General features: G+C 68.9%; 18 protein-coding genes. 5 read left to right on the top strand and 13 right to left on the bottom strand.

Going from position 1 to position 25,255, the window contains the following annotated elements:
* Positions 1 to 343: 343 nt before the first annotated feature.
* The 3 genes from glgA to BUF17_RS15065 all read left to right on the top strand — a co-directional run bounded on the left by glgA (position 344) and on the right by BUF17_RS15065 (position 4,206).
* Positions 344 to 1,753 carry a glycogen synthase GlgA gene (glgA, locus tag BUF17_RS15055; RefSeq protein WP_244530918.1) on the top strand — a complete coding sequence of 470 codons (1,410 nt, stop codon included), beginning with the start codon at positions 344 to 346 and terminating at the stop codon, positions 1,751 to 1,753.
* A gap of 104 nt (positions 1,754 to 1,857) precedes the next feature.
* The gene (gltS, locus tag BUF17_RS15060; protein ID WP_073630164.1) at positions 1,858 to 3,075 is read left to right on the top strand and encodes a sodium/glutamate symporter; all 1,218 of its coding nucleotides are present in this window, start codon (positions 1,858 to 1,860) and stop codon (positions 3,073 to 3,075) included.
* A 99-nt stretch (positions 3,076 to 3,174) separates the two neighbouring features.
* Positions 3,175 to 4,206 carry an alpha/beta hydrolase gene (locus tag BUF17_RS15065; protein WP_073630166.1) on the top strand — a complete coding sequence of 344 codons (1,032 nt, stop codon included), beginning with the start codon at positions 3,175 to 3,177 and terminating at the stop codon, positions 4,204 to 4,206.
* Between the two features lie 64 nt (positions 4,207 to 4,270).
* Here the strand turns inward: BUF17_RS15065 and BUF17_RS15070 are convergent, their stop codons facing one another.
* The 8 genes from BUF17_RS15070 to BUF17_RS15105 form a co-directional block, all read right to left on the bottom strand.
* The gene (locus BUF17_RS15070; RefSeq protein WP_073630168.1) at positions 4,271 to 6,145 is read right to left on the bottom strand and encodes a response regulator; all 1,875 of its coding nucleotides are present in this window, start codon (positions 6,143 to 6,145) and stop codon (positions 4,271 to 4,273) included.
* Positions 6,132 to 7,028, bottom strand: coding sequence for a CheR family methyltransferase (locus tag BUF17_RS15075; RefSeq protein WP_244530904.1), 897 nt, complete (start codon positions 7,026 to 7,028; stop codon positions 6,132 to 6,134). Before BUF17_RS15075 ends, BUF17_RS15070 begins: the two co-directional genes overlap by 14 nt.
* Positions 7,025 to 10,150 (bottom strand): response regulator, encoded by a 3,126-nt coding sequence (locus BUF17_RS15080; RefSeq protein WP_073630170.1) that lies wholly within the window; start codon positions 10,148 to 10,150, stop codon positions 7,025 to 7,027. The genes BUF17_RS15075 and BUF17_RS15080 overlap by 4 nt, the downstream gene beginning before the upstream one ends.
* A gap of 245 nt (positions 10,151 to 10,395) precedes the next feature.
* Positions 10,396 to 11,328: an SMP-30/gluconolactonase/LRE family protein gene (locus BUF17_RS15085; RefSeq protein WP_073630172.1), complete on the bottom strand. Its 933-nt coding sequence runs from the start codon at positions 11,326 to 11,328 to the stop codon at positions 10,396 to 10,398.
* Positions 11,329 to 11,438: 110 nt separating this feature from the next.
* Positions 11,439 to 12,395, bottom strand: a complete 957-nt coding sequence (locus BUF17_RS15090) for an ABC transporter permease (RefSeq protein ID WP_073630626.1) — start codon at positions 12,393 to 12,395, stop codon at positions 11,439 to 11,441.
* Between the two features lie 83 nt (positions 12,396 to 12,478).
* Positions 12,479 to 13,444: an ABC transporter permease gene (locus BUF17_RS15095; RefSeq protein WP_073630174.1), complete on the bottom strand. Its 966-nt coding sequence runs from the start codon at positions 13,442 to 13,444 to the stop codon at positions 12,479 to 12,481.
* Positions 13,441 to 14,940, bottom strand: coding sequence for a sugar ABC transporter ATP-binding protein (locus BUF17_RS15100; protein ID WP_073630176.1), 1,500 nt, complete (start codon positions 14,938 to 14,940; stop codon positions 13,441 to 13,443). The genes BUF17_RS15095 and BUF17_RS15100 overlap by 4 nt, the downstream gene beginning before the upstream one ends.
* 189 nt (positions 14,941 to 15,129) lie before the next feature.
* A complete protein-coding gene (locus tag BUF17_RS15105) occupies positions 15,130 to 16,143 on the bottom strand; it encodes an ABC transporter substrate-binding protein (RefSeq protein ID WP_428977656.1) in 1,014 nt (337 codons plus the stop codon).
* Between the two features lie 348 nt (positions 16,144 to 16,491).
* Between BUF17_RS15105 and BUF17_RS15110 the strand changes: the two genes are divergently transcribed.
* Positions 16,492 to 17,754, top strand: coding sequence for a GAF domain-containing sensor histidine kinase (locus BUF17_RS15110; protein ID WP_073630628.1), 1,263 nt, complete (start codon positions 16,492 to 16,494; stop codon positions 17,752 to 17,754).
* Between the two features lie 34 nt (positions 17,755 to 17,788).
* A complete protein-coding gene (locus tag BUF17_RS15115) occupies positions 17,789 to 18,517 on the top strand; it encodes a response regulator transcription factor (RefSeq protein WP_073630180.1) in 729 nt (242 codons plus the stop codon).
* Between the two features lie 125 nt (positions 18,518 to 18,642).
* Here the strand turns inward: BUF17_RS15115 and BUF17_RS15120 are convergent, their stop codons facing one another.
* From BUF17_RS15120 to pdxA, 5 genes are all read right to left on the bottom strand, one after another.
* Positions 18,643 to 20,109 (bottom strand): aldehyde dehydrogenase family protein, encoded by a 1,467-nt coding sequence (locus BUF17_RS15120; RefSeq protein ID WP_084564730.1) that lies wholly within the window; start codon positions 20,107 to 20,109, stop codon positions 18,643 to 18,645.
* Positions 20,110 to 20,168: 59 nt separating this feature from the next.
* Complete coding sequence (locus BUF17_RS15125; RefSeq protein ID WP_084564732.1) at positions 20,169 to 21,236, bottom strand: ABC transporter permease; 1,068 nt, start codon at positions 21,234 to 21,236, stop codon at positions 20,169 to 20,171.
* A gap of 12 nt (positions 21,237 to 21,248) precedes the next feature.
* Positions 21,249 to 22,724: a sugar ABC transporter ATP-binding protein gene (locus tag BUF17_RS15130; RefSeq protein ID WP_073630182.1), complete on the bottom strand. Its 1,476-nt coding sequence runs from the start codon at positions 22,722 to 22,724 to the stop codon at positions 21,249 to 21,251.
* A 92-nt stretch (positions 22,725 to 22,816) separates the two neighbouring features.
* Positions 22,817 to 23,887 carry an ABC transporter substrate-binding protein gene (locus BUF17_RS15135; protein WP_073630184.1) on the bottom strand — a complete coding sequence of 357 codons (1,071 nt, stop codon included), beginning with the start codon at positions 23,885 to 23,887 and terminating at the stop codon, positions 22,817 to 22,819.
* Between the two features lie 114 nt (positions 23,888 to 24,001).
* Complete coding sequence (pdxA, locus tag BUF17_RS15140; RefSeq protein ID WP_428977657.1) at positions 24,002 to 24,976, bottom strand: 4-hydroxythreonine-4-phosphate dehydrogenase PdxA; 975 nt, start codon at positions 24,974 to 24,976, stop codon at positions 24,002 to 24,004.
* Positions 24,977 to 25,255 lie beyond the last annotated feature (279 nt).

Raw genomic sequence — 25,255 nt, forward strand, 5'->3', positions numbered from 1 at the left:
CTTCGGCCACACGCATCTCGCGCAGCGGGCCGGTTCCGGCAGCTTGCGGAACGCAAGTCGTATCCTCGCATCGATCGTCCGGAGGCTCGCGGATCCCGTGTTGCACTTGCGCCCCCATGCCTTGCAGCCCCAAGCCTTGCAATCTGAGGCCTTGCAGCCCCAAGCCTTGCGGCACCAGGCCTTGCGCCCACAGGCTCTGCAGCCCCAGGCTTTGCCGTCCCAAGTCGCGGACGCGGGCGCCTCGCGCCCGCATTACTGGAAGTCGACCGCCGTTCCCGCCGCGAGCGCGCGCCGCATCGATCTCGAGGAGCGCGTTCCGAAGCTCCTTTTCGTCACGCCCGAGATGGCGGACTTCGTGAAGGTCGGGGGCCTCGGCGAGGTCTCGACGGCGCTTCCCCGCGCACTGCGCCAGACCAACGACATCCGCGTCCTCATCCCCGGCTATCGCCAGGTCGTCGCCGGACGCCGGATCACCGAGGTCGCACGCCTCCCGCCGGCCTGGGATCTGCCCGGCTGCACGATCGGCCGGATGGACATGGCGGACGGCCTGGTGGTCTATGTCGTGCTGTGCTCGGAACTCTTCGAGCGGGACGGAACGCCCTACGGCGACGGCCGGGGCACCGACTGGGACGACAACCACATCCGCTTCGCACGGCTCAGTCTGGCGGCGGCCGAGATCGCCCGCGGTGTGGCCGATATCGGCTGGCGGCCGGACGTTCTGCACCTGAACGACTGGCCGGCGGGCCTCACCGCGGGCTACCTCGCATGGCACCGGACGCCGGTGCCGACCGTGTTCACCGTCCACAATCTGGCCTATCAGGGGCTGTTCGACGCCGCGCGCATGGCCTCCATCGGCGTGCCGGAACAGGCCTTCCGGATGGAGGGCATCGAGTTCTACGGCAAGATGTCGTTCCTCAAGGCCGGCATCTACTATGCCTCGCACGTCACCACCGTCAGCGCGACCTATGCCCGGGAGATCACCACGCCCGAGTTCGGCTGCGGCTTCGAGGGTCTGTTGCGCGTGCGGGAAAGCCAGAACCGCCTGAGCGGCATCCTCAACGGCGTCGACGAGAGCTGGGATGCCAGCCGGGATCCCTCGCTCGCCGGGCATTTCGACCGCCGCAACCTCCAGGGCAGGAGGCTCAATGCGGTGGAAACCCGCGAGGCCTTCCGCCTCGGCGTGTCCCAGGGGCCCCTGTTCGCGATCATCTCCCGGCTCGTGCAGCAGAAGGGCATCGATCTCGCGATCGAGGCCGCCGAGAAGATCGTCGAGCAGGGCGGCCAGATCGCCGTGACCGGGCAGGGAGAGCCGTTGCTGGAAGACGCGCTCAGGCGGCTCGCCGAGCGCCATCCCGGGCAGGTCGGCGTCAGGATCGGCTTCGACGAGGCGGAGGCGCGGCGGCTGTTCGCCGGCAGCGACTTCCTGCTGATGCCGTCGCGCTTCGAACCCTGCGGTCTCAGCCAGATGTTCGCGCAGCGCTACGGCTCGCTTCCCATCGCCTATCGCACCGGCGGGCTCGTGGACACCATCGAGGACGGCGTGACCGGGTTCCTGTTTTCCGAGCTGTCCTGCAGCGGCCTGATGGAGGCGGTGTCGCGCGCCTTCGACAGCTTCTCGGTCAAGAAGACGCTGCTCGCGATGCGGCGCAACGCCATGAGCAGGCAGATCAACTGGCTTCAGTCGGCACGGCGCTACAACGACGTGTATGAGCGGATCCGGACCTGGGGCGTGTCGCTGCCGGCTGCTTTCTGACCGCCTCTTCGCGACGGGGAGCGGACGCACGGCGCGCGGCCTTGCGACCGCAGCCGTGTGCCGTCATGCTGGCGCCGGGTTCCCTGCCTTGAAGAAAGACGCGCATGATACCGGCCGCCCTCGCCGTTCCGGGCTTTCTCACCTTCACCATCTCGATCGTGGTGTTCTTTCTGGGCTCCGGCCTCAACCGCGCCTTCGCGCCACTGCGGCGCTGGAACATTCCCGAGGCGGTGACCGGCGGCCTGATCGCCGCGGTCGCGACGCTTGTGATCTATGAGGCGTTCGGCCGCGCAGTGTCGTTCGACCTCGGCGCCCGCGACGTGCTGCTGCTCTATTTCTTCACCGGCATCGGCCTCAATGCGCGGCTCGGCGATCTCGTCGCGGGAGGGTGGCCGCTGGTGACGCTGCTGCTGCTGACGCTGGTCTATCTCGTGCTGCAGAACGTCATCGCGATCGGCTCCTCGGCGCTGCTCGGCCTGCCGGAGGGCGTGGCGCCGCTGCTCGGCTCGGTGTCGCTCGTCGGCGGCCACGGCACCACCATCGCCTGGGCGCCGCTGATCGCCGAGCGCTTCGGCCTGCCCAATGCGCTGGAGATCGGCATCGCCTCCGCCACCCTGGGCCTCGTGCTGGCGAGCCTTGCCGGCGGCCCCATCGCCGGCTTCCTGCTGAAGCGCTTCAGGCTGACCGGGCCTGCCACTGACCCGGAACCCGTCATCGGCCTCGACGCGCAGGACGGCACGTCGCGCAACGACAAGGTCACCCACGTCGACATTCTCAGCACGGTGCTCGTGCTCAATGTCGCGATCCTGATCGGCTACGCGCTCGACACGCTGGTGCTCGCGGAGACCAGCATCAAGCTGCCGCTGTTCGTGGTCTGCCTGCTGGTGGCGATCGTGCTCACCAACACCCTGCCGCGGATCTTTCCGCGCCTCGCCTGGCCGACGCGGACCCGCGCGCTGGCGCTGATCTCGGACCTGTCGCTGAACGTGTTCCTGGCGATGTCGCTGATGAGCATGCAGCTCTGGACGCTGGGCGGCCTCGGCCCCGCGCTCGTCGCGGTGCTGGCGATCCAGACGGTGGGGGCGGTCGCCTTCATCCTGCTGGTGGTGTTCCCGCTGATGGGTCGCAATTATCAGGCCGCCGTGCTCTCGGCCGGCTTCACCGGCATCAGCCTCGGCGCGACGCCGACCGCCATCGCCAACATGACCGCCGTGACGAAGGCCAACGGGCCGGCGCCGACGGCGTTCATCATTCTGCCGCTGGTATCGGCCTTCTTCATCGACATCGCCAACGCCATCACCATCAGCTTCATGCTGAACTGATTTTCCCGGCCGGGGGCGGTCGGCGGCGCACGAGCAAAGGCGCCCGGACCCTGCTTTGGCGGCGTTCGATGGCGGAAAAATCTCACGGGGAGAGACGCCTTGACCGACGAACCGACTGCCGACGTGCCCTTCGTCGACCAGCTGCCCGGCGGACCGGGCCTCTCGACCATCGACGGCGCCGACCCGGCGGCGCCCTATTTCCGCCTGCTGTCGCACCTGCGCTCGCCGCTGACCTTGCGCCAGCTGATGATCGGCTCGGTCCGCAGCGGCTATATCGGTCAGGGCGAGCCGCTCGATCCGGACCTGCCGCCGCCCGGCGCGGCGGAGCTTTACCCGCATGTCGCCGTCGAGCCGCTGGTGGTGCCGTCGCCGGCCGGCCCCATCCGCTGCCAGCTGTTCGCCGCGCCCGGCCCACGCCGCGACCGGCCGGTGCTGGTCTATCTGCACGGCGGCGGCTTCACGGTCGGTGCCTCGGAGGACACGGCCTACATCACCAGCCGCATCGCCGACGAGACCGGCCTTATCGTCGTCAGCGTCAATTACCGGCTGGCACCGGAATGGCCGTTCCCGAGCGGGCTGGAGGATGTCTTCGCCGTATTCTCGTGGCTTCGGGCCAACGCAAACGAGATCGGCGGCGATGCATCCCGCATCCTGGCAGGGGGCGATTCCGCAGGCGCCAATCTCGCCGCGGCCCTGCCGCACAAGGCCCGGGACGAAGGCGCGGCACCGCCGGAAGGCGTGATCCTGCTGTGCCCGATCACGGATTTCAACGTCGAGCGCTACGCCTCGTTCGAACGGCTGGCGCCGCTCGGCATCGTCTACGACACCGCGTTCGTCGGGTACATCCGCGGCGCCTATGTGGTGCGCCACGCCCTGTGGTCGCATCCGCACGTGAGTCCCGCGCTCGGCGACCTCGGCGCCTATCCGCGCACGCTGATCGTCGCCGGCGAGGTCGATCCCGTCATCGACGACAACAGGGCCTTCGCCGACAAACTGGCCGCGGCGGGGCGCGAGGTGCACCTGACGGTCGGCCCGCGCATGCCGCACGGCTTCTATTTCTTCCCCCGGCTCCTGCCCGAAGGCGAGGAGGCCTTCGCGGCGATCCGGCGCTTCGTCGGCCGGCCGGGCTGATCCCGCGCGGCGGACGGGGAGGGGCAAGGGGAGGGGCAAGGGAAGGGGAGGGGCGAGAAGTTCCTCAGCCCTGCTCGCCCGCGCGCAGCCGCACCACGTTGCCCGGCGCCGCGGTCAGCCGCGCGGCTTCCTCCATGATCTGCCGCGGCGTAAACGGCTTGCCGACCACCGGGGCGCTGGCGAACGCCTGGGGCAGGTTCTGCCGGCCGTAGCCGCTGACGAAGGCGAAGCGGATGCCGCGCCGCGTCAGCGCCGCGGCCACCTCGTCGACCGCCGCGCCGTGCAGGTTGCCGTCGAGGAAGGCGGCATCGAAGGTCGCGCTCTCGATCAGCTCCAGCGCCTCGGCGACCGTGCCGGCCGGGCCGCAGACGGAAGCGCCGGCATCCTCCAGGACGCAGACGAGGTCGAGCGCGACCAGGGGCTCGTCCTCCACCACGAGAAAGGAGCGGCCCTCGATGCCCGTCGCCGCCGTCTGGGCGGGCGCTCCGTGGCGGGTGCTGTCGGAGGCATTGTCAGGGTCACGCATGTTGATGGCCTCCGGGGAATCGAGCGGCATGGTGAGATCCCAGACCACGCCGTCGCCGCGATAGCTCGCCGTGGCCGCGCCGCCGTCCGACTTCAGGCTGTTCTCGATCAGGGTGGAGCCGAAGCCCCGCTTGGTCGGCGCCTGCACACGCGGCCCCCCGGTCTCCTGCCAGCGCAGCGCGAGCCTGTCGCCCTCCACCGTCCAGAGGAGCGCGACATTGCCGGCGGCGGTGGAGAACGCGCCGTACTTGACGGCGTTGGTGAACAGCTCGTGCAGGATGAGCGCCAGCCGCAGCGCCGTCTGCGGCGAGAGCTTGACCTCCGGCCCGGAGACCGAGAGCCGGTCGGCATCGATGACGCCGAGGTCGAGCTGGTCGTGCACGAGTTCGGCCAGGCTGGCGCCCTGCCACGTGGTGCTGCTCAACATGGAGTGCACGCGCGACAGCGCCTGGATGCGGCCGGTGAAGGTGGCCGAGAACTGCTCCGGGCTGCGGGTGTAGCGCAGCGTCTGCGTCGCGATGGCCTGAACGTTGGCGAGCGTGTTCTTCACGCGGTGGTTCAGTTCGCCGATCAGCAGCTTCTGCGTCGCCTCCGCCTTGTGGCGGGCGGTGACGTCGAGGATCTGCACGCTGAGCGAGATCGCCGAACCGTCCGGACGGCGCAGCACGGAGCTGTACCACTCGCAGTCCAGCATCGCGCCGTCGCGGGTGCGGCAGCGGACCTCGTCGTGGCCACGGCTGTGCGAGGCATCGGCCAAGGTGGCGCGGAACATCTCCGTCAGCCGGCCGACGCAGGCTTCGGGCACCCAGCCCAGTTCGTCGAGCCGGTGCCCGATCATGTTCGCCGATGTCCAACCGAACATCCGCTCCGCGCCCTTGGACCACGCCGTCAGGCGCAGCCCGTCGTCGAATTCCACGATGGCGAGGGGGGAATTGTCGGTGTGGGCCTGAAGGCGGTCGAGCGCCGTGCGCAACTCAGCCGCGCCTCGGGCGATCTCCTCCTTCTGCCGCGCCAGCAGGCGATGCTGGCGGGCGATGTCGAAGAAAACCTGCGCCTTCGTCTTGAGGATCAGCGGATCGATCGGCTTGTAGATGAAATCGACCGCGCCCGCCTCGTAGCCGCGGAAACGCCGGCCCTCGTCGGTCGCCGCGGCGGTGACGAAGATGATCGGCACGCCCCGCGTGCGCTCCGTGCCGCGCATCAGCTCGGCGAGTTCGAAGCCGTCCATCCCCGGCATCTGCACGTCGAGCAGCGCCAGCGCGAACTCGTGCTCGAGCAGCAGCTCAAGGGCTTCCATGCCCGAACGCGCCTTGATGAGGATGAGGCCGTCGCGCCGCAGCAGGGCTTCGAGGGCGCGGAGATTTTCCTCGATGTCGTCGACCAGCAGGAACTTGATGGGGTCAGGCGGCGACATGGCGGGCCTCCCGGTTCGGCACCATCGCTGAGCGGCGATAGATGCGATCCTCGCTGGCGAAGGGGGTGAAGGCATCGGCATGACCGGAGAAGCGCAGGCTCTCGTTCATGCCGAGCCCGAGGAAACCGCCGTGGGCGAGCGATTCCCTGAACAGCGCGACGGCGCGATCCTGAAGCGGCTGGTCGAAATAGATCAGCACGTTGCGGCAGGAGACGAGGTGCACCTCGGAGAACACCGCGTCGCAGGCAAGGCTGTGCTCGGCGAACACGGTGCGCGCCCTGAGCGACTTGTCGAACACGGCGGCGCCGTAGGCGGCGGTGTAATAGTCGGAGAGGGAGGAGCGCCCGCCGGACTTCTGGTGGTTGGACGTGAACAGGGGAATGCGGTCGAGGTCGAAGATGCCGGCTTCGGCGCGGGCGAGCGCCGACGGGTTGATCTCGGTCGCGTAGAACAGGGTGCGGGACTCCAGGCCCTCCTCGCGGAACAGGATCGCCAGCGAATAGAGTTCCTCTCCGGCGCTGCACCCGGCGACCCAGACCTTCAGGGACGGAAAGGTGCGCAGATGCGGGATGACCTTCTCCCGCAGGGTACGGAAATAGCGGGGATCGCGGAACATCTCGCTCACCTGCACGGTCATGCAATCGGTCATGACCGGCAGCAGCTCGGGCTCGCGCAAGAGCCGCGACTGCACGTCCGACAGGGTCGCGCAATCGAGCCTGCGCCGCAGCAGGTCGGCACGGCGGCGCAAGGACGGGCGGGAATAGGAGCGGAAATCATAATGATAACGCCGGTGGATCGCCTCCAGCAGCAGGTCGAGTTCGATGGCTTCGACCGGGTCGGGGGCGTTCGGCCTGGGGGAGGACATCGGCAGGGGGACGGTCATCGCGGCATCCACACGCGGGTGAGCGACAGCAGCTTGTCGACGTCGAGCGGCTTGGCGAGATAGTCGTTCGCGCCCGCCGCGAGGCACCGCTCGTGATCGTCGGCCATGGCCTTGGCGGTGAGCATGATCACGGGAAGCGACTTCCACGCCGGGCGCGCGCGGATCTCCCGCACGGCGGTCAGCCCGTCCATCTCCGGCATCATCACGTCCATCAGCACGAGGTCGATGGCCGGCGCGACGCCGCTGCCGGCGCGGTCCAGCGCCTCCAGCGCCTCGCGGCCGTTGCGCGCGATCTGCACCCTGGCGCCGTGGGGCTCGAAGATGCTGGTGATCGCGAAGACGTTGCGCACGTCGTCCTCCACCACGAGGATGCGGCGGCCGTCGAGCAGGGCGTCGCGGTTGAGGGAGGTCGCCAGCATCCGCCGCTGGCGCTCCGGCAGGTCGGCGACGACCTGGTGCAGGAACAGCGTGACCTCGTCGATCAGCCGCTCGGGCGACTTTGCGCCCTTGATGATGATCGATTTCGAATAGCGGCGCAGCCGCAGCTCCTCGTCCGGCGAAAGCTCGCGGGCGGTGTAGACGATCACCGGCGGGAAGGCGGCTTCCTCGTCCTCGTTCAGCCGGTCCAGCAGGTCGAAGCCCGATGCATCGGGCAGCGTCATGTCGAGCACCATGCAGTCGAAGGTCTCGCGCCGCAGCCGGTCCAGCGCCTCGGCGGCGGTCGCCGAGCCGATGGTCTCGACGTCCTTGGCGGCCAGGAGTTCGCCGAGGCCCTGCCGCTGCGCCGGGTCGTCCTCCACGATCAGCACGCGCCGCAACGGCTGCGTCAGCCGGCTTTCGAGCCGCTCAAGCGCCTGCGCCAGTTCCTCCCGCTTGACCGGCTTCAGCATGTAGCCGACCGCGCCGAGCGACATGGCGGTATCGGTATAATCGTCGACGGAGACGACGTGGACCGGGATGTGGCGCGTGCGCAGGTCGCGCTTCATCCGCTCCAGCACGGTCATACCGCTGTGGTCGGGCAGCGCCATGTCCAGGATGACGGCATCCGGCAGATATTGCCGCGCGGCCAGCACGCCGTCATCGGCCGTCGAGGTGACGATGCACTGGAAACCGAGTTCGTGGGCGAGGTCGAGCAGGATGCGCGCGAAGGCGAGATCGTCTTCCACCACGAGAATGACGCGGCGGCCGGCGGTGAGCTGCAGGCGGTCGTCCTCGACGCCGGGCCGCGGCGGCTGGGCCGCCAGATCGCCGGCCGGGACGCCCCGGTCGCCGCCCTCGCGCGTCCGGGCGGGGCGGGGTTGCACCACGACGGTGCTCTGCCCGCCGCCGCCGGACTGGCCGGCGAACCGGCGCGGCAGCACGATCGTGAAGGTGCTGCCTTCGCCCGGCGCGCTGCGCAGACGGATCTCGCCTCCGAGCAGGTTGGCGAGTTCGCGGGAAATCGACAGGCCGAGGCCGGTGCCGCCATAACGACGGTCGATGGTGCCGTCGGCCTGATGGAAGGCGTCGAAGATCGCCGCCTGTTCCTCCTCGGCGATGCCGATGCCGGAATCCTCGACGGCGAAGGCGATGCGGCCGTCGTTCTCCTGGCCGATGCGCAGCACCACCTCGCCGCGCTCGGTGAACTTCACCGCGTTAGACAGGAAGTTCTTCAGCACCTGTTCGAGCCGCTGCCCGTCGCTTTCGAGCGTCGGCGGCAGGTCCGGCGCGAGTTCAAGCCTGACGGCGACCCCCTTCTCGTCGCCGAGCGGCTGGAACGCCCTGACGAGCTTCTCGGCGAGCGGCCCCAGCGCGACGTCGCCCGGCTGGAGATCGAGCTTGCCCGCCTCGATCTTCGACAGGTCGAGGATATCGTTGATCAGCGTCAGCAGGTCGTTGCCTGAAGACTCGATCAACTGGGCGTAACCGACCTGTTCGTCGTTGAGGTTGCCACCGCGGTTCTCCGCCAGAAGCCGCGCCATGATCAGGAGGGCGTTGAGCGGGGTCCTGAGTTCGTGGGACATGTTGGCGAGGAATTCGGACTTGTACCGGCTTGCCGACGCGAGGTCCCGGGCGTGCTCGCGAAGGGCGGTCTGGGCGCGGGTCAGGTCGTCGCGCTGGGCTTCGAGCAACTGGGTCTGCTCTTCCAGATGCGCGTTCACTTCCTCGAGTTCGGCCTGCTGCCGCTCCAGCCGCTGCTGCGAATCCTGAAGCGCGCGGCTCTGCTCCTGCAGTTCCTCGTTGGTGGCGGCGAGTTCCTCGCCGTGCCGGCGCAGCTCTTCCGACTGCCGCCGGGTCTCCTCCAGCAGGTCTTCGAGGCGGGTTCGGTATTGCGCCGAGCGCAGCGCGATGCCCATCTTGCCGGCGACCCGCTCCAGCAACTCGGCCGCGTCCTTCGACACGGGTCTCGGGAAGCCGAGTTCGATCACGGCGTTCGCCTCGTTGTCCTTGCGCGTCGGCGCGATCAGCAGCGAGGCGGGTTTGGCGAAGCCGAACGAGGAGCCGAAATAGAGATAGTTGTCCGGCACATTCCTGAGCGTGAGGATGCGGTTGTCGATCGCGGCCTGGCCGATCAGGCCGTCGCCACGGCGGATCTGCACCGGGACGGGGGCCGCCGAGGGGATGCCGTAGCCGGCGATCCGCACGAAGCTGTCGTCCTCGCGGGCGAAGAACGCCACGGCCTGGGCACCCAGCCGCTCCGCGAGAAAGGCGCAGATGCGCTCCGCCAGGACTTCCGGCGGCACGTCGCCCATCATGCGGCGGGCAAGATCCGACTGGGCAGTCTGGAGCCACTCCTCCCGGCGCACCGCGACCTTGTTGCGCACGAAGTGATAGCCGATGAGCGCCAGAATCCAGACCGTCGAGACGCCCATCGCCCGGTTGATCTGCGCCATGCCGACATTGCTGATCGAGGGCAGGTCGGCGAGGAAGCCGATGGCGATCGCGATGGTCGACACCAGGGCCGCCAGCGGCGGCACGATCGGCCGCCACGCCAGATAGGCGAGCACCGGCGGCAGCAGATAGACGATCCAAACCGCCGTTCCGAACGGCACCAGAAGATCGACGACGAAGATCGCGCCCGTCAGGGCGATCAAAACCACGTAGAGGGCGAACTCTCTACTCTCGTTCGCGTTGTCGTGCATCTCGCCCCGCGCCAGCCAGCCAACTCAAAGGCGAGTGTCGGGAACGGCGGCGCTGCCTCAGGCACCGCCGGCCGCATTCGACCGCTGGAATCGCGTGCGTTCCCCACATCCGCCAACACGCCAAAACGCGCGGCCAGCGGCCCGGTTCCCATCTCTGTTGCTTTTTTTTCGCAACAGGCCTCACCTCTCGCGAAGGCCCGCCGCAGGGCGGGCGCGGAGAGACCGCGTGGACGGTGGGCAGCCGGTCAGACGGCGCCCTGCGTCCCAACATAGACGGCGTAGAGCGACGTGGTCGCGGCGATGAACAGGCGGTTGCGCTTGCGGCCGCCGAAGGTGAGGTTCGCGACCGTCTCCGGCACGCGCACCTTGCCGAGGAGCGTTCCGTCGGGCGCGTAGACGTGAACGCCGTCGAGCGCGCTCGTCCAGACATTGCCCTCGACGTCGACGCGCATTCCGTCCGGCTGGCCAGGCTCGATGGCGGCGAACACGCGGCCGTTGGTGAGCCGGCGACCGTCGACCACGTCGAAGGCGCGGATGTGGTGGCCGGCATCGGGATCGTGGCTGCGGCTCGAATCCGCGACATAGAGCGTGCGCTCGTCGGGGGAGAAGGCGAGCCCGTTCGGCTGGGTGAAATCGTCGACCACGATCGCGATCTCGCCGGTCGCCGGATCGACGCGGTAGACGTTGCGGGTCGGCTGTTCCTGCGCGGCCGGGAAGCCCTCGTAGTGGCCCATGATCCCGTAGGTCGGATCAGAGAACCAGATGCCGCCGTCGGAATGGACGATGACGTCGTTCGGGGCGTTCAGCGGCCGCCCGCCATAGGAATCGGCGATGACGGTGATGCTGCCGTCGTGTTCGGTGCGGGTGACGCGGCGCTTGCCATGCTCGCAGGTCACGAGCCGGCCCTGCCGGTCGCGGGTGTTGCCGTTCGAGTGGTTGGAATCGGCGCGGAACACGCTGACGCCGGTTTCAGGATGCCAGCGCAGCATCCGGTTCTCGGGAATGTCGCTCCAGACGAGGCAGTTGTGGTCGCCGAACCACACCGGCCCCTCGGCCCACCGGCATCCGGTGTGCAGCAGGTCGAGATGGGTGTGCAGCAGCGTGAGCGGCCTGAAGCGCGGGTCGATGACCTCGAACGGATCCTTCAGGGCGGGCGTGGAAGACGGAAACGCTTGCATGGGGGACGCTTGCATGGCGGCACTTCGTGTCTGGCGCGGGGAGGGGACGCAGCGGTGCCGGCCGCGCGGTTGCGCGGCGGCTGTCCCGCCGGAGGATGCGCGGCCGGCGATCAGCCGCGGCCGGCTTTGCGATTTCCGGCGAGGGTGATGGCGGCGATGATGATGAGGCCGGTGAGGATCAGGCGCGGCCCAGACCCGACGCCGAACGTGTTCAGCATCGTCACCAGCAGGTAGAGGAACAGCGCGGCGCCCCACAGGCCGGCGACGTTCGAGAACCCGCCGGAGACCGAGGTGCCGCCGATCACCACCACCGCGATGGAGGCGAGCAGATATTCCTCGCCCATATTGAGCGACGCGCCGCCGGAGAAGCCCGCGAGCAGGGCGCCGCACAGCGCGGCGAGTGTCGCCGAGAGCACGTAGGTCGCGAAGCGCACGAAATCGACCCGGATTCCCGCGAGCTTGGCGGCGCGGGTGTTCTGGCCGATGGCCGTGACCGAGCGGCCGAACACCGTGCGATGCAGCACCACGGTCATCACGAGGCAGACGAGAACGGTGGCGATGGCGATGAGCGGCACGCCGGCGATGTTGCCGGTGGCGAAGTTCGCGAACGCCGGGGGCGGCTTGATGTTGAGCCCGCGGCCGTAGGAGATCGCCGTCGACTGGACGATGAAGCTGCCGGAGAGCGTGGCGATGATCGGCGGGATCGAGAGCAGGCGTATCAGCGCGTAGTTGAAGCAGCCGACCGCGATGCCGGTTCCGAGCGCCGCGGCGAGGCCGACCGGGATCATGGCGTCGGAACCCGCCATCACCTTCATGGCGACCGCGCCGGCGAGCGCGATGGTCGAGGGGATCGACAGATCGACATTGCCCGGCCCCATCGTGATCACGAACATCTGGCCGATGCCGGCGATCACGTAGAAGGCGGCGAAGGTCGCGGCGGTGGCCGCGATCTGGCCGGCACCGACGCCGGCGGTGAAGGTGGTCGTCGCCACGAAGATCAGGAACGCGGCGACGAACGACAGCGCCCACGGCGAGCGTTGGGCGAAAGCGGCGAGACGGGTGCGCATGTCGGGGGGCAGGTCCGGGGCCTGGCGAGCGAAGCCCGCCGGCCGGAGGCCGGTCTGCCGGGCTTCGGTGGGATGGGTCGTCATCAGCGCGCTCCTTCGAGCCGGTTGGCGACGGCGCGCAGCGCCAGTACCACGATCAGGATCGCGCCCTGGGCGCCGATCTGCCAGTCCGGGGAGATGCGAAGGAACGAAAGCAGCGAACCGGCGAGCGTCAGCGTCATCGCGCCGATCACGGCACCGATGGGCGAGACGCGGCCGCCGACGAACTCGCCGCCGCCGAGGATGACGCCGGCGATGGAAAGCAGGGTGTAGCGCAGGGCGATGTTGGCGTCGGCCGAGGTTGTGAGGCCGACCAGCGACAGCCCGCTCAGCACGCCGAAGAAGCCGGCGAGCGCGAACATGGTCATCTTGGCCTTCAGCAGCGACCAGCCGGCCCGGGCGATGGCGGCCGGATTGCCGCCGGTGCCGCGCAGCACCGCGCCGGCGGCCGAGCGCATCAGCACCACATGCACGACGAGGGCGAGCACGATGCCGGCGATGATGGCGAACGGCACCACCGGGGTCTTGAGCTTCATGATGAAGCGCAGCCAGTCCGGCGCGCTGCCGCCGGGCATCGGCAGCACCATCACGGAAGCGCCTAGCCACACGAACGACATGCCCAGCGTGACGACGATGGAGGGCAGGTTGCGCAGGTGCACCAGCGCGCCGACCGCCGCATAGACGGCGATGCAGCCGGCGAGGATCAGGACGCCGAGGGCCGGCTCGTCCTTCAGCACCGTGGCCGCGATGCAGGCGACGAAGCTGACGAAGCTGCCGATGGACAGATCGAGATCGTTGACCGTGATGACGCAGAGCTGCGCGATGGTCGCGAACGCGATCGGCAGCGCCAGGTTCAGCATCAGGTTGAAGCCGAAATAGCTGATGGCGTTCGGCTGCACGAAGGCGATGGCGGCGATCAGGATCAGGAGAGAGGCGATCGGCAGCAGCGCGCGGGGCGCCGGCATGCGGATGGCCGGGGAAGAGATGTGCCCGCCGGTCTGCGTGCTCATGCCGCGTCCTCCTCGAACGACGATTGCAGCACCCGTTCCTCGCTGAGCTCGCTGCGCGGCAGGTCGGCGACCAGGGTGCCGGTACGGAACACGTAGACGTGGTCGCAGTGTTCCAGTTCCTCGAATTCGGTCGTGTACCAGAGGAAGGTGCGGCCGCGCGCCGCCTCCTCCTTGATGGTGCGGTAGACTTCTTCCTTGGTGCCGATGTCGACGCCGCGCATCGGATCGTCCATCAGGATGATGTCGGCGTCGGAGGCGAGCGCGCGGGCGAACAGCGCCTTCTGCTGGTTGCCGCCGGAAAGCGTGAGGATGCCGTTGTCCATGTCCGGCGTGCGGATCGCCATGCGGTCCTTCCAGCGCTGCTCCATCTCGCGTTCCTTGCGCGGATCGATCAGGCCGAAGCGGCGCATGGCGCCGAGCGAGCGGATGGTGACGTTGCGGCCGATGGACCACAGCGGGAACACGCCGTCGGTCTGGCGGTCGCCGGCCACGAAGGCGACCTTGCCGGTGACGGTCGCGACCCGGCCGCTGCGGCCGGCGGCATCGTGCACCAGAACGAGCATCGAAGTCTGGCCATGGCCGGCGAGGCCGCCGAGGCCGATGATCTCGCCCTTGCGGGCGACGAGCTTGCGGTCGCCGCGCTGGCGGGGCGGGCGAGCCTCGACGACGACGGGTCCGCTGCGCTCCGCCTTGCCGGCCGCGGCCGGGGCGGGCGCGTGGGCATCGCCGGCGCGATGGCTGGTGTCGTGGGCGATGGTGCCCATCGCGGCCACGAGCGAGTCGCGCGTGTAGGCGCTCGCCGGCTTCGCCTCCACCACGCCGCCGTCCTTCATCACCACCATGCGGTCGGCGGTGGAGAGGATCTCCCCGAGGATGTGCGAGATCAGGATCACGCTGCACCCGCCGGCGGTGGCGCGGCGGACATGATCGAGAAGCTGGCGGGCGACGACCTGATCGAGGGAAGAGGTCGGCTCGTCGAGAATGATGAGATCGAGATGGCCGGAGGAAACCGCGAAGGTGGAGGCGATTTCCACCATCTGCCGCCGCCCCAGGGTCAGGTCGCCGACGAGATCGCCGGGCCGGATGCCGTGGCCGGGGAAGATGCGGTCGAGTTCGCTGATGATGAGGTTCGCGGCGCGCCGGCGCCAGCCCGGACCCTTCAGGGACGGGTGGCGGATGCGGGCGTTCTCCGCCACCGTCAGGTTGGGGCAGAGCGACAGCTCCTGAAACACGCAGCGCACGCCCCAGCCCTGCGCCTCGCTGACGCTGTAGCCCCGCACCGGCTCGTGGCCGGAGACGGTGATCGTGCCCTCGTCGGGCTTCAGCGTGCCGGCGAGCACCTGCATCAGCGTCGACTTGCCGGCGCCGTTGTGGCCGACGAGGCCGATGCACTCGCCCCGGCGGATGGTGAGATCGACGCCGCGCAGCGCCATCACGGCCCCGAACGACTTGCGGATGCCGGCGAGCCGGATGAGGTCGGGCTGCGTTTCAGTCATCCATCATTCTCCCGGAAAGCCGGATCCCGGATGTCGGATCGTCGCGGAAAAGACGGACCCGCGCCCGAAGGCGCGGATCCGCAGTCTGCTGGGAGGAAACATGCCGGCCACCGGGCCGGTCGCCGAACCGGTCGCAAGGACCGGCGCGGCGTGCCGTCAGGAGCGCGCGGACAAATCGTCCGAAGCGGCTCAGTGCGCGCCGCCGATCACCTTCTCGGCGTCGGCCTGCGAATATTCGACGTTGGCGACGCCGCCCGCGGGCGTGGTCTTCAGCGCGTTGTCGAGGTCGGCCTGATCGATCTGCAGGAACGGCACCGTCAGGTCCTTCGGAACCTGCTTGCCGTCGAGGATCTGCTGGGCGACCCAGAACGCGAGGGTGGACACGCCCGGCGCGATGGAGACCGACATGGTCTCGTAGCCGTTGGCGTCGCGCTGTTCCTTCCACCACTGCAGCTCGTCCTGGCGGTTGCCGAGAACGATGATGGGGGTCGGACGGCCAGCGGCCTTGAAGGCCTCGGCCGCGCCGTAGCCGTCGCCGCCCTGGGTGACGACGCCGACGATCGGCGGCAGGCTCGGCAGCACGCCGGCCACGGCCTTCTGGGCCACGGTCTGGGTCCAGTCGCCCTGAACCGACGAGGCGATCGAGAAATTCGGATGGGCCTTCACGCCCGCGTCGATGCCGGCGTGGATTTCCTCGTCGACCGAGGTGCCCGGCAGGCCGCGGATCTCCAGGAGCTTGCCGCCATCCGGCAGCCGCTTGGCGAGATAGTCGACCTGGATGCCGCCCATGCGCTTGAAGTCGACGGCGACGCGCCACGCGCACGGCTCGGTCACGATGCCGTCGAACGACACCACCACCACGCCCGCATCGCAGGCTTCCTTGACGGCGCCGTTGAGGGCGGTCGGCGAAGCGGCGTTGATGACGATGGCGTTGTAGCCCTGGAGCACGAGGTTCTGGATCTGGGCGGCCTGCTCGGTCGCCTGGTTCTCGGCCGTCGTGTAGGCGTCGGCAGCGGCGACGACACCGCTCTTGACCGCCGCGGACGTGACCTTCTGCCAGCTCTCCAGCATCGCCTGACGCCAGGAATTGCCGGCATAGTTGTTGGAGAGGGCGATGCGCTTGTCGGCGGTTTCCGCAGACGCGCCCTGCGCCGCCATCAGCGACAGCACGGCGACGGACGCCAGAATCGAGGCTTTCTTCATCGTCATGGTTTCCTTCCCACTGATCGTTCCCGCTCGGGATCGACGTTCTGTTCTCGGCGGGCCGCCCAATATCCGGCCGACCGATCCCGTGCACCTCGTCGGGTGCTTGGCGTGAAGACTGACGGCAAGATGGCGCGGCGTCAGGGGCGGTCTGCGCATGAAACCTGCGGCGGTCCGCGCTCATCTTGCGGGTTCCCGCAAGTCAGGATGGCCTCCCCGGGTCGACGATGCTAGGTGTCGTCGCCGACGAGAGGGCCTGGAAAAAACCGCCCCGCTGCGGTGCGATGGCGGCGTGAATGCCGCCTCGGAGGAAGCGGGGCCGCGTGGCCGGCCCGGGAGGACATGGCGATGATCGATCGCCCTTCGATCAAGCCCGAAGACATGCTGCACCACGTGCTGGCGATTTCGCGCGCCATCGCCGGCCAGACCGAATTCCAGCCTGTCATTCACGCCGTGTCGCGCGAGATCGCCCAGATCCTGCCCCACGACCATCTCGACGTGTGCGTGCTGGTGGTCGACAACGAGGCGGTCGCCGCCTACGAAACCGGCCTCCACACCCGCTGGGGCGCCTGGCACGAGCAGCCGGTCGCAGCCCGCTTCAGCCCGATCCGCTCGGTGCTGTGGGGCGACGTGCCGTACATCCTCGCCGAGGACGCCCTGACCGACAAGCGCTTCCAGTTCGAGGGCGCGTTCAATCATCCCATCTTCGACGAGCGCCTGCGCTCCCGCCTCCACGTGCCGCTGCGCGTGCAGGGCACGGTGTTCGGCGCGCTGTCGGCCTCGACCCATGTCGCCGGCTTCTACACCATGGCCGATATCGGCGTGGCCCAGCATGTCGCCGACCTGCTGGCGCCCTATTTCCACGCGCTGCGCATCAGCGAGCAGGCCCACCGCTCCGCCGTCATCGAGGCCGAGGCGCGGGCGCGCGAGGAGGGGCTGCGCGAGAGCGCGCAGAAGCTGACCGAGGCGCTGGAGCGCGAGCGCCAGCGCATCGGCATGGACCTGCACGACGAGACGCTCGCCGACCTCACCCGATTCGCCCGCCGGCTGGAGCGGCTCGGCGAGCGTGAGACGGTGTCGGGCGAGGCGATGAAGCAGCTTGCCGGCGACCTGCACAGTTCGATTCGCGGCCTCCGGCGGATCATCGACGACGCCCGGCCGAACGTGCTGCAGCTGTTCGGCTTCGTCGAAGGCATCGAGAACCTGCTGGAGAACAGCGCACGCGACGGCGGGCTGGCCATCGCCACGCGAATCCGCGATACAACGGGCGGGCGGATCGACCGGCTCGGCGAGCCGCTCAAGGTGGCGCTGTTCCGCATCGTGCAGGAGGCCGTCAACAACGCGGTGCATCACGGGCGGCCGTCGGAAATCCTCGTCGAACTCTCGCTCGTCGGCGACCGCATCCGCATCGCGGTGCGCGACAACGGCATCGGCCTCTCCGTCGGCGTCGGCAAGAGGGTGAGCGGCATCAACAACATGCGCACGCGCGCGCGCCTCGTTTCGGCCTCGTTCCGCATCGAGGAAAGCGACCGCGGCGGCACGACCGTCATCGTGGAACTGCCGGCCGGCGCCGCTCCCGTCGCCAGCCTGTCGTCCGCGACCGGGGCCTGACGGCACGCGGACGGGCGGGATCGGAGGAAGCCGAATGAAAGTCCTGATCGTGGAGGACGATTCCGTCCATCGCTCCTATCTCAAGGAGGCGATCGAGGCGGCCCTTCCGGAATGCGAGATGGTGATCGAGGCCGCCCACGGCCACGACGGCGAACGGCTGTCCCGCGAGCACAACTGCCTTCACCTCGTGATGGACCTGCAGATGCCGCGCCGCACCGGCGTCGAAGCCGCGCGGGTGATCTGGAGCGAGCGGCCGGAAACCGCGATCCTGTTCTGGTCGAACTATGCCGACGAGGCCTATGTCAGGGGCGTCTCGCGCATCGTGCCGGAGGGCGCGGCCTACGGCTACATCCTGAAATCCGCGTCCGAGGACCGGCTGCGTCTGGCGCTGCGCTCGATCTTCATCGAGAACCAGTGCGTCATCGACCGCGAAATCCGCACCGTGCAGCAGAAGGCGTCGGACCGCTCCCAGGGCGTCACGGATGCCGAATACGAGGTGCTGCTCGACGTCGCGCTCGGCCTCACCGACCGGCTCATCGCCCGCCGCCGCAATCTGTCGCTGCGCAGCGTCCAGAACCGCCTGCAGCAGCTCTACGACAAGCTCGGCGTCTACGATTCGGCCGTGGATCAGGCGGAGGAGGCGTTCAACCTGCGCACCCGCGCGCTCTGCATCGCCTTCCTGCGCCGGCTCGTGAACCGCACCGCGCTGGAGCAGGCGGAGGTCGAGCTTGCCCAGTGGCTCGCCCGGCAAGGTCGACACTGAACCGAGGTCGACACTGAACGAAGGCCGGCACTGAACGAAAACGGCCGCGCGGGTTTCGCCGCGCGGCCGTTTCGTCTTCAGGTCGGCCTCCCCGGCGTGGCAGCGCCCGCCGGGGAGGGATGTCGTCAGGCGTAGCTGTTGTAGAGGGTCTTCTTGCGCATGAAGCCCTCGATGCCGTGCTTGCCGTCCTCGCCGCCGAGGCCGCTCTTGCGGTAGCCGACATGGTGGCCATGCGGGCTCTCGCCGGAGGCGCGGTTGACGTAGATCTCGCCGAATTCCAGCTCGTTGACGCTGCGCATGATCTTGCGATGGTCGCGCGTGAACACATAGGCCGAGAGGCCGTACTCCGAATCGTTGGCGTAGGCGAGCGCCTGGTCGAAGTCGTCGACCGGCATCGCGGCGATCACCGGGCCGAAGGTCTCCTGACGCATGATGTCGAGGTCGTTCGACTTCACCGAGAACACGGTCGGGTAGAACCAGTTGCCGCGCCCGGCCGGACCGTCGGCGGGCGTGGTGTCGGCGAGCTTGGTGGCGTTCTGCTCCAGCGCCCGGGCGACCATGGCCTTGAGCTTCTCCACCTCGCCGGCGCTGATGCGCGGGCCGATGTTCACGTTGGTCTCCGGGTCGCCGACGGTCAGCGTCTTCACCTTCGCCAGGAACTTCTCGAGGAAGGCATCGTGGATCGAGCGGTGCAGGTACATGCGGTCGTTGCAGGTACACACCGAGCCGCCCGCGAAGAACTTGGAGACGACGGCCGCCTCCACAGCCTTGTCGAGATCGGCGTCCTCCATGACGATGAAGGGAGCCTTGCCGCCGAGTTCGAGGCGCACCGGCTTCAGGCGCTCGGCGCCCAGCGCGTAGATCTCGCCGCCCGCGCGGACGCTTCCGGTCATGGAGATCAGGTCGGTGCCCTTGTGGGACACCAGATGCGCGCCGACGGTGCGGCCATCGCCGACCACGACATTGACGACGCCATCGGGGATGCCTGCACGGCGGCAGAGCTCGGCCAGCACCAGGGTGGTGAGCGGCGTCAGCTCGTGGGGCTTCACCACGATGGTGTTGCCGGTGACGAGGGCCGGGCCGACCTTGCGGGCGAACAGCGCCGCCGGGAAGTTCCACGCGGTGATGCCGGCGACGACGCCATAGGGCACGCGCTGGATCCAGATCTGTTCGTCGCGGTGCTCGCCCGGGAAGATCTCGCCCTGCAGGTGGCGGGCGCTCTCGGCGGCATAGCGCAGGAGCAGCGCCGAGAACCCGACGTCGATGCGGGATTCCGGCAGGATCTTGCCGCCCTCTGCGGTGAGGAGGTGCGCCAGCGTCTCGCTGTTCTCCTCGATCAGGTTGGCGAGCTTGTGGAGCAGCGCGCCGCGCTCCAGCGACGTCGCCGCGTTCCAGTCGGGCTGGGCCTTGCGTGCCGCCGCCACGGCGCGGTCGGCATCCTCGATGGTGGCGGCGGGAACCGCCGCGACGATGCTGCCGTCCTTGGGGTTCTCGATCTCGCGGCGCTCCCGGCCCGCCGAATCGACCCAGCGGCCGCCGATATAGACCTGGTTTTCGGCGATGCCGAAGTCGCGCATGGTCTGGACAGTCATGTCTGCCTCCCGATGTTCGGATTTGTCTCGTTTCGTCCCGGGCTTACCGACGGATTCTCTTATTTGATGATGCCGATCTTCTTGCGATCGATCGTCACGAAGACGGAGAGAACCAGCACGAGGCCCTTGACGATGTTCTGGAAATACGGATCCAGGCCGATGATGTTCATCCCGTTCGACAGGATGGTGATGATCAGGGCGCCTAGGATGGTGCCCTGAATGCTGCCGATGCCGCCGGTGAGCGGCGTGCCGCCCACCACGACCGCGGCGATGGCGTCGAGTTCGAGACCCTCGCCGAGCTGCGCGGTCGCGGCCATGGAGCGCGCACCCTGCAGCAGTCCGGCCATGCCGCACAAGAGGCCGAGTAGCGCGAAGATCGCGATCTTGACCCGATCGACGCGGATGCCCGTGAGGTGCGCGATGCGCTCGCCGCCGCCGATGGCGCGGACCTCGCGGCCGAAAACGGTGAAGTTCAGGATCACCGCGGCGACGACGATGAGGGCGAGCGCGATCAGCACCGAATGGGGAATGCCGGCGGTGCGTCCGGAATAGACGTCGAGGAAGCCCTCGTCCTCGATGGAGATCGGGGCGCCACGGGTGAAATAGAGCACGATGCCGCGATAGACCACCATGGCGCCGAGGGTGACGATGAACGAGGGCACCTTGCCCTTCGCCACCACGAGGCCGTTGATGAGGCCGCAGGCGAGGCCGATGGCGCAGGCCGGCACGATGGCGAACACGCCGAGGCTCGCCGAGGTCGCCGCCGCCACCAGCGCGGCGAGCGCGACGATCGCCCCGACCGACAGGTCGATGGAGCCGGCGATGATCACGAACGTCATGCCGAGCGCGGCCACCAGCAGCACAACGGCCTGCTGGGCGACGATCATCAGGTTGTTGAACTGGAGGAAGCGCGGCGAGGCGAGCGAGAAGATCGCGACCAGAACCACGAGCAGCAGGATCGGGAAGAAGCGCCGCACGTCCTCGCGCCGGAAGCGGCGGGGCTCCGGCTGGGCTACGCCGGTCTGGGGCTGGGCCGCGCCGGTCTGGGGCTGGGCTGCGCCGGTCTGGGGCTGGGCTGCGCCGACCTGGGGTTGGGCTGCGCCGACCTGGGGTCTGGTGGTGGTCATGACGCGCTCTCCTCAGGTCATATGCCGGATGATGATGTCTTCGGTCGTCCCGGCCGGGTCGTCGATGACGGCAGCGACCCGCCGCTCGCGCATGACGACGATCCGGTCGCTCAGGCCGATGAGTTCGTTGAGGTCCTCGCTCGCGAGCAGGATCGCGAGTCCCGCTTCGGCGGCCTCCCGCAGCGAGCGGTAGATTTCCGCCCGCGCGCCGACATCGACGCCGCGGGTCGGATTGTTGAGCAGCAGCACCCGCGGGTCCGTCGCGAGGCACTTGCCGAGCACGACCTTCTGAAGGTTGCCGCCGCTGAGCGAACCGGTGCGCGCCTTCTCGGAGCTGGTCTTGATCAGGAGCCGCCGGATCAGCGCGTTGGCGAGATCCCGCGCGCCCTGGCGGTCGAAGAACGGCCCGCGCCGGGGCGGACGCGCCATCACGAGATTGTCGAGCACGCTGGCGTCGACGATCAGCCCCTCGGTGTTGCGCTCGCCCGGCACATAGGCGACGCCGCGGTTCCAGGCGTCGGCCGGCAAGCGGGCGCGCATCGGCGCGCCGCCGAGGTCGAGGGTGCCCGCGCGCGGCTGCACCGCGCCGGCCGCGACCTCCAGGATGCGCTCGCCGCCGGCGCCCTTGAGCCCGGCGATGCCGAGGATCTCGCCGGCGCGCACCGACAGCGAACTCGGCAGCAGGCCGTCGCAGGCGACCGCGTCGAAGCGGATCACCGGCTCGCCGGCGACGCGGGAGGCGCGCGGCGGAAACAGCCCCTTCGACAGATCCCGGCCCACCATGCGGCTCTGGATGCCGTCGCGGTCGAGTTCGCCGGCCTCGAAGTCGCCGACCTTGCGGCCGTCCTTCAGGATGGTCAGGCGGTCGGCGACGGCCCCGATCTCGGCGAGGTGGTGGGACACGAACGCCACCACGAGCCCCTGCGCCTTCAGCGCCTGCATCGCCGCCAGCAGCCGGTCGACCTCGCGGTGGTTGAGGAAGGCGGTGGATTCGTCGAACAGCACCGCGCGCGGCCCGGTTGAAAGCGCGCGGGCCACCTCGATGCACTTCCACTGGCCGAGATCGAGCCGGGCGAGGGGCTGCGACACGGAGATGTCGGCGGAGAGCGTGTCGAGCAGCGCCTGCGCCTCGCGGCGCAGCGCCGACTGGCTGAGAAGGCCGCCACGGCGGAAGCGGGCGAGTTGGCCGGCGAAGATGTTCTCCGCGACCGAGAGCGACGGATTGATGGTGATTTCCTGGAACACCAGGCGCACGCCGCGGCGCGTCGCCTCGGCGAGCGAGCGCGGTGCATAGGGCTCGCCGGCGAGGGTCATGCTGCCGGTATCGGGCTGTTCCGCCCCGGCGAGAATCTTCAAAAGCGTCGACTTGCCGGCGCCGTTTTCCCCGACCAGCGCATGCACCTTGCCGGGATCGAGCGTGATCGACACGCCCGAGAGGGCGCGGGTGCTGCCGAACGTTCTGGCGATGTCCTTGGCGACGATCTGCACGGGCGTCCCTGCGGATTGAGGGAGCGCGGCCGGACTTCAAAGAGGGCCCGGCCGCGCGGCCTGTTGATCGGGGAGGGCGAGGCGCCCGGCGGTTACTTCGAGTATTTCAGCTCGAAGGAGGCCGCGCCCGCGTTCGGGTTGTAGACCTGCGAATGGGCCTTGAAGTCATAGGGAGGCACGCCGCCCGGGAAGTCGGCTTCGAACTGCGGCACCAGCGCCTTGGTGAGCGGCAGGAGCTTCAGCTTGACGTTGTCCTGGTCCTTCGGGATCGCGTGGCCCTTGATGGCGTCGTACATCATCACGAGCGCGAAGCCGCCCTGCAGCCAGTGGCCGCCGATGTCGAACAGGAGGTCGCCGTCCTTCACCGCCTGGACGTTCTCCGGGTTGAGGTCCATGGCGACGACCATGACGTCCTTGCCCGGCTGCTTGCCGGCATTCTTGAGCGCGGTCAGGACGCCCGTCGCGGTGCCGCCGTTCGCCGCCCACACGCCCTTGATGTCCGGGTGGCCCTGATAGAGCGACTCGAACACGGTCTGGGAGGTGTCGCGCACGAAGTTGCCGTCGACCTCGCCGGCCACGACCACCTCGGGATGATCCTTCAGCGCGTCCTCCAGGCCCTTGCGGCGGTCGATCGCCACCGAGGTGCCGGCGGTGCCGTTCACCACGCCGATGACCTTCTTGCCGTTGGCGTCGGGCGTCATGGCCGCGAACAGCGCCTCGGCCATCTGGCGGCCGGCGTCCTGGTCGCTCGGCCCGACGAAGGCGAGATAGTTCGGGAAGCGCTCCGACTGGGGCGAGAAGTCCGGATAGCTGTCGGTGAGGATCACCGGGATGTTGGCGTCCTTCGCCAGCGTCAGGCCGCGCGCCGCGGTCGCCCAGTAGGGTGTGAAGATGATGCCGTCGGCGGGCTGCGCCACGAGATCCTCGAGCGACTTCACCATCTGGTCGGGCTTGTTGTCGGCATTGAGCACGACGAGATTGACGCCGAGTTCGTCGGCCCCCTTCTTCATGAAGTCGACATAGTTGTTCCAGAACTGCGCGGCGAGGGTCGGCACCACGACGCCGATGGTCGGCTTGTCGCTTGCCGCCGAGGCCGGCATCGCGCCGAGCACCAGCGGCATGGCCAGCGCCAGAAGCGCATTGCGGATCTTTCTGGAAATCATGGCTTCCTCCCGAGGGCCGGCTTTGGCGTTGTGACGATCGGGCCGGCCCGTTCCGATCGGCGTTTTGACAGGGGACGGGCGGTCGTGTTCGACCTTTCCCGCCCCGCTTCAGCTTCAGCCCTTGCGGGCGCGGGCGAACGCGACCGCGAGGTCGATGGCCTCGATCAGGCTCGTCTCGCTGGCGATGCCCTTGCCGGCGATGTCGAAGGCGGTGCCGTGATCGACCGAGGTGCGGACGATCGGCAGGCCGAGGGTGACGTTGACGCCGCTGAGCGCCTCCCAGCGGCCGGTCGCCTCGTCGACCGAGAAGCCGAGCAGCTTCACCGGGATATGGCCCTGGTCGTGGTACATCGCGACGACGGCGTCGAACTGCTTCGCGCGCAGCTTGACGAACACGGTGTCGCCGGGCACGGGGCCCTCGACATTGAAACCCTGGTCGCGCAGCGCGCCGATGGTCGGCTCGGTGACGTCGATGTCCTGCCGGCCGAACAGGCCGCCCTCGCCGGCGTGGGGGTTGAGCGCGGCCACCGCGATCTTGCGCCGCTCGACGCCGAGGGCGCGGAGCGCTTCGTCGGTGAGCGTCACGACGCGGCCGATGCGCTCGGGCGTGACGCGGCGCGGCACGTCCTGCAGCGCGACATGGGTGGTGACGTGGCTAACGCGCATGTTGCCGTGAACCAGCAGCATGACGCTGTCGCGCGCGCCGGTGAGATCGGCCAGAAGCTCGGTGTGGCCGCTATAGTGATGGCCGGCGAAGTTCAGCGCTTCCTTGCTGATCGGGCCGGTGCAGATCGCGCCGACCTTGCCGTCCATCGCCAGCCGCACGGCGGTGTCGATGGCATCGTAGGCGATGCGCCCGCCTTCCGCCGTGGACTGGCCGACGGGTACGTGCAGACGGTCGGGATCGACATCGACGAAGGAGATGCCGGCGGTGTCAGGGCCGATGGCGTCGGGCGTGACCGTGACCGCCACATCGTCGAGACCGAGCAGGGCGACGGCAGCCCGGTGCTTCGCGGCGGAGCCGATGAGCACGAGGGACAGGTCGCCGGCGGCGATCCGCGGGGCGAGCACGGAGGCGGCGCGCGCCATGATCTCCGGGCCGATGCCGGCCGGATCCCCCGAGGTGATGGCAATCCTTGGACGAGACACGAAGCGCCTCCGGTTTCGATGTGCGGCGAACGTACCGGCGACGTGGAAGATTGTGAAGCCATAAAATTCCACATCGTTGCAAAATATTCCAAATCACGCCGCAAAGCAGCATGAAATGTCGGCCATTGCGCTGCATCGCAGCAAAGCCGGGCGCTTGACTTGCCGCGAAAGCTTCCATTTTTTACCAAAGGCGAGCGCGGTGGCCGCGGCGGGGACGCT

It is taken from the genome of Pseudoxanthobacter soli DSM 19599 (assembly GCF_900148505.1).
Taxonomy (GTDB): Bacteria; Pseudomonadota; Alphaproteobacteria; order Rhizobiales; family Segnochrobactraceae; genus Pseudoxanthobacter; species Pseudoxanthobacter soli.

Bases quoted from the DNA above. Each gene is read 5' to 3' on its own strand.
- BUF17_RS15080 (WP_073630170.1), bottom strand. From the start codon at position 10,150: ATGCACGACAACGCGAACGAGAGTAGAGAGTTCGCCCTCTACGTGGTT.
- BUF17_RS15085 (WP_073630172.1), bottom strand. From the start codon at position 11,328: ATGCAAGCGTTTCCGTCTTCCACGCCCGCCCTGAAGGATCCGTTCGAG.
- BUF17_RS15070 (WP_073630168.1), bottom strand. From the start codon at position 6,145: ATGTCGCCGCCTGACCCCATCAAGTTCCTGCTGGTCGACGACATCGAG.
- BUF17_RS15120 (WP_084564730.1), bottom strand. From the start codon at position 20,109: ATGACTGTCCAGACCATGCGCGACTTCGGCATCGCCGAAAACCAGGTC.
- BUF17_RS15095 (WP_073630174.1), bottom strand. From the start codon at position 13,444: ATGAGCACGCAGACCGGCGGGCACATCTCTTCCCCGGCCATCCGCATG.
- BUF17_RS15125 (WP_084564732.1), bottom strand. From the start codon at position 21,236: ATGACCACCACCAGACCCCAGGTCGGCGCAGCCCAACCCCAGGTCGGC.
- BUF17_RS15110 (WP_073630628.1), top strand. From the start codon at position 16,492: ATGATCGATCGCCCTTCGATCAAGCCCGAAGACATGCTGCACCACGTG.
- BUF17_RS15100 (WP_073630176.1), bottom strand. From the start codon at position 14,940: ATGACTGAAACGCAGCCCGACCTCATCCGGCTCGCCGGCATCCGCAAG.
- glgA (WP_244530918.1), top strand. From the start codon at position 344: ATGGCGGACTTCGTGAAGGTCGGGGGCCTCGGCGAGGTCTCGACGGCG.
- BUF17_RS15075 (WP_244530904.1), bottom strand. From the start codon at position 7,028: ATGACCGTCCCCCTGCCGATGTCCTCCCCCAGGCCGAACGCCCCCGAC.
- gltS (WP_073630164.1), top strand. From the start codon at position 1,858: ATGATACCGGCCGCCCTCGCCGTTCCGGGCTTTCTCACCTTCACCATC.
- pdxA (WP_428977657.1), bottom strand. From the start codon at position 24,976: ATGGCGCGCGCCGCCTCCGTGCTCGCCCCGCGGATCGCCGCCGGCGAC.
- BUF17_RS15115 (WP_073630180.1), top strand. From the start codon at position 17,789: ATGAAAGTCCTGATCGTGGAGGACGATTCCGTCCATCGCTCCTATCTC.
- BUF17_RS15135 (WP_073630184.1), bottom strand. From the start codon at position 23,887: ATGATTTCCAGAAAGATCCGCAATGCGCTTCTGGCGCTGGCCATGCCG.
- BUF17_RS15105 (WP_428977656.1), bottom strand. From the start codon at position 16,143: ATGAAGAAAGCCTCGATTCTGGCGTCCGTCGCCGTGCTGTCGCTGATG.
- BUF17_RS15090 (WP_073630626.1), bottom strand. From the start codon at position 12,395: ATGCGCACCCGTCTCGCCGCTTTCGCCCAACGCTCGCCGTGGGCGCTG.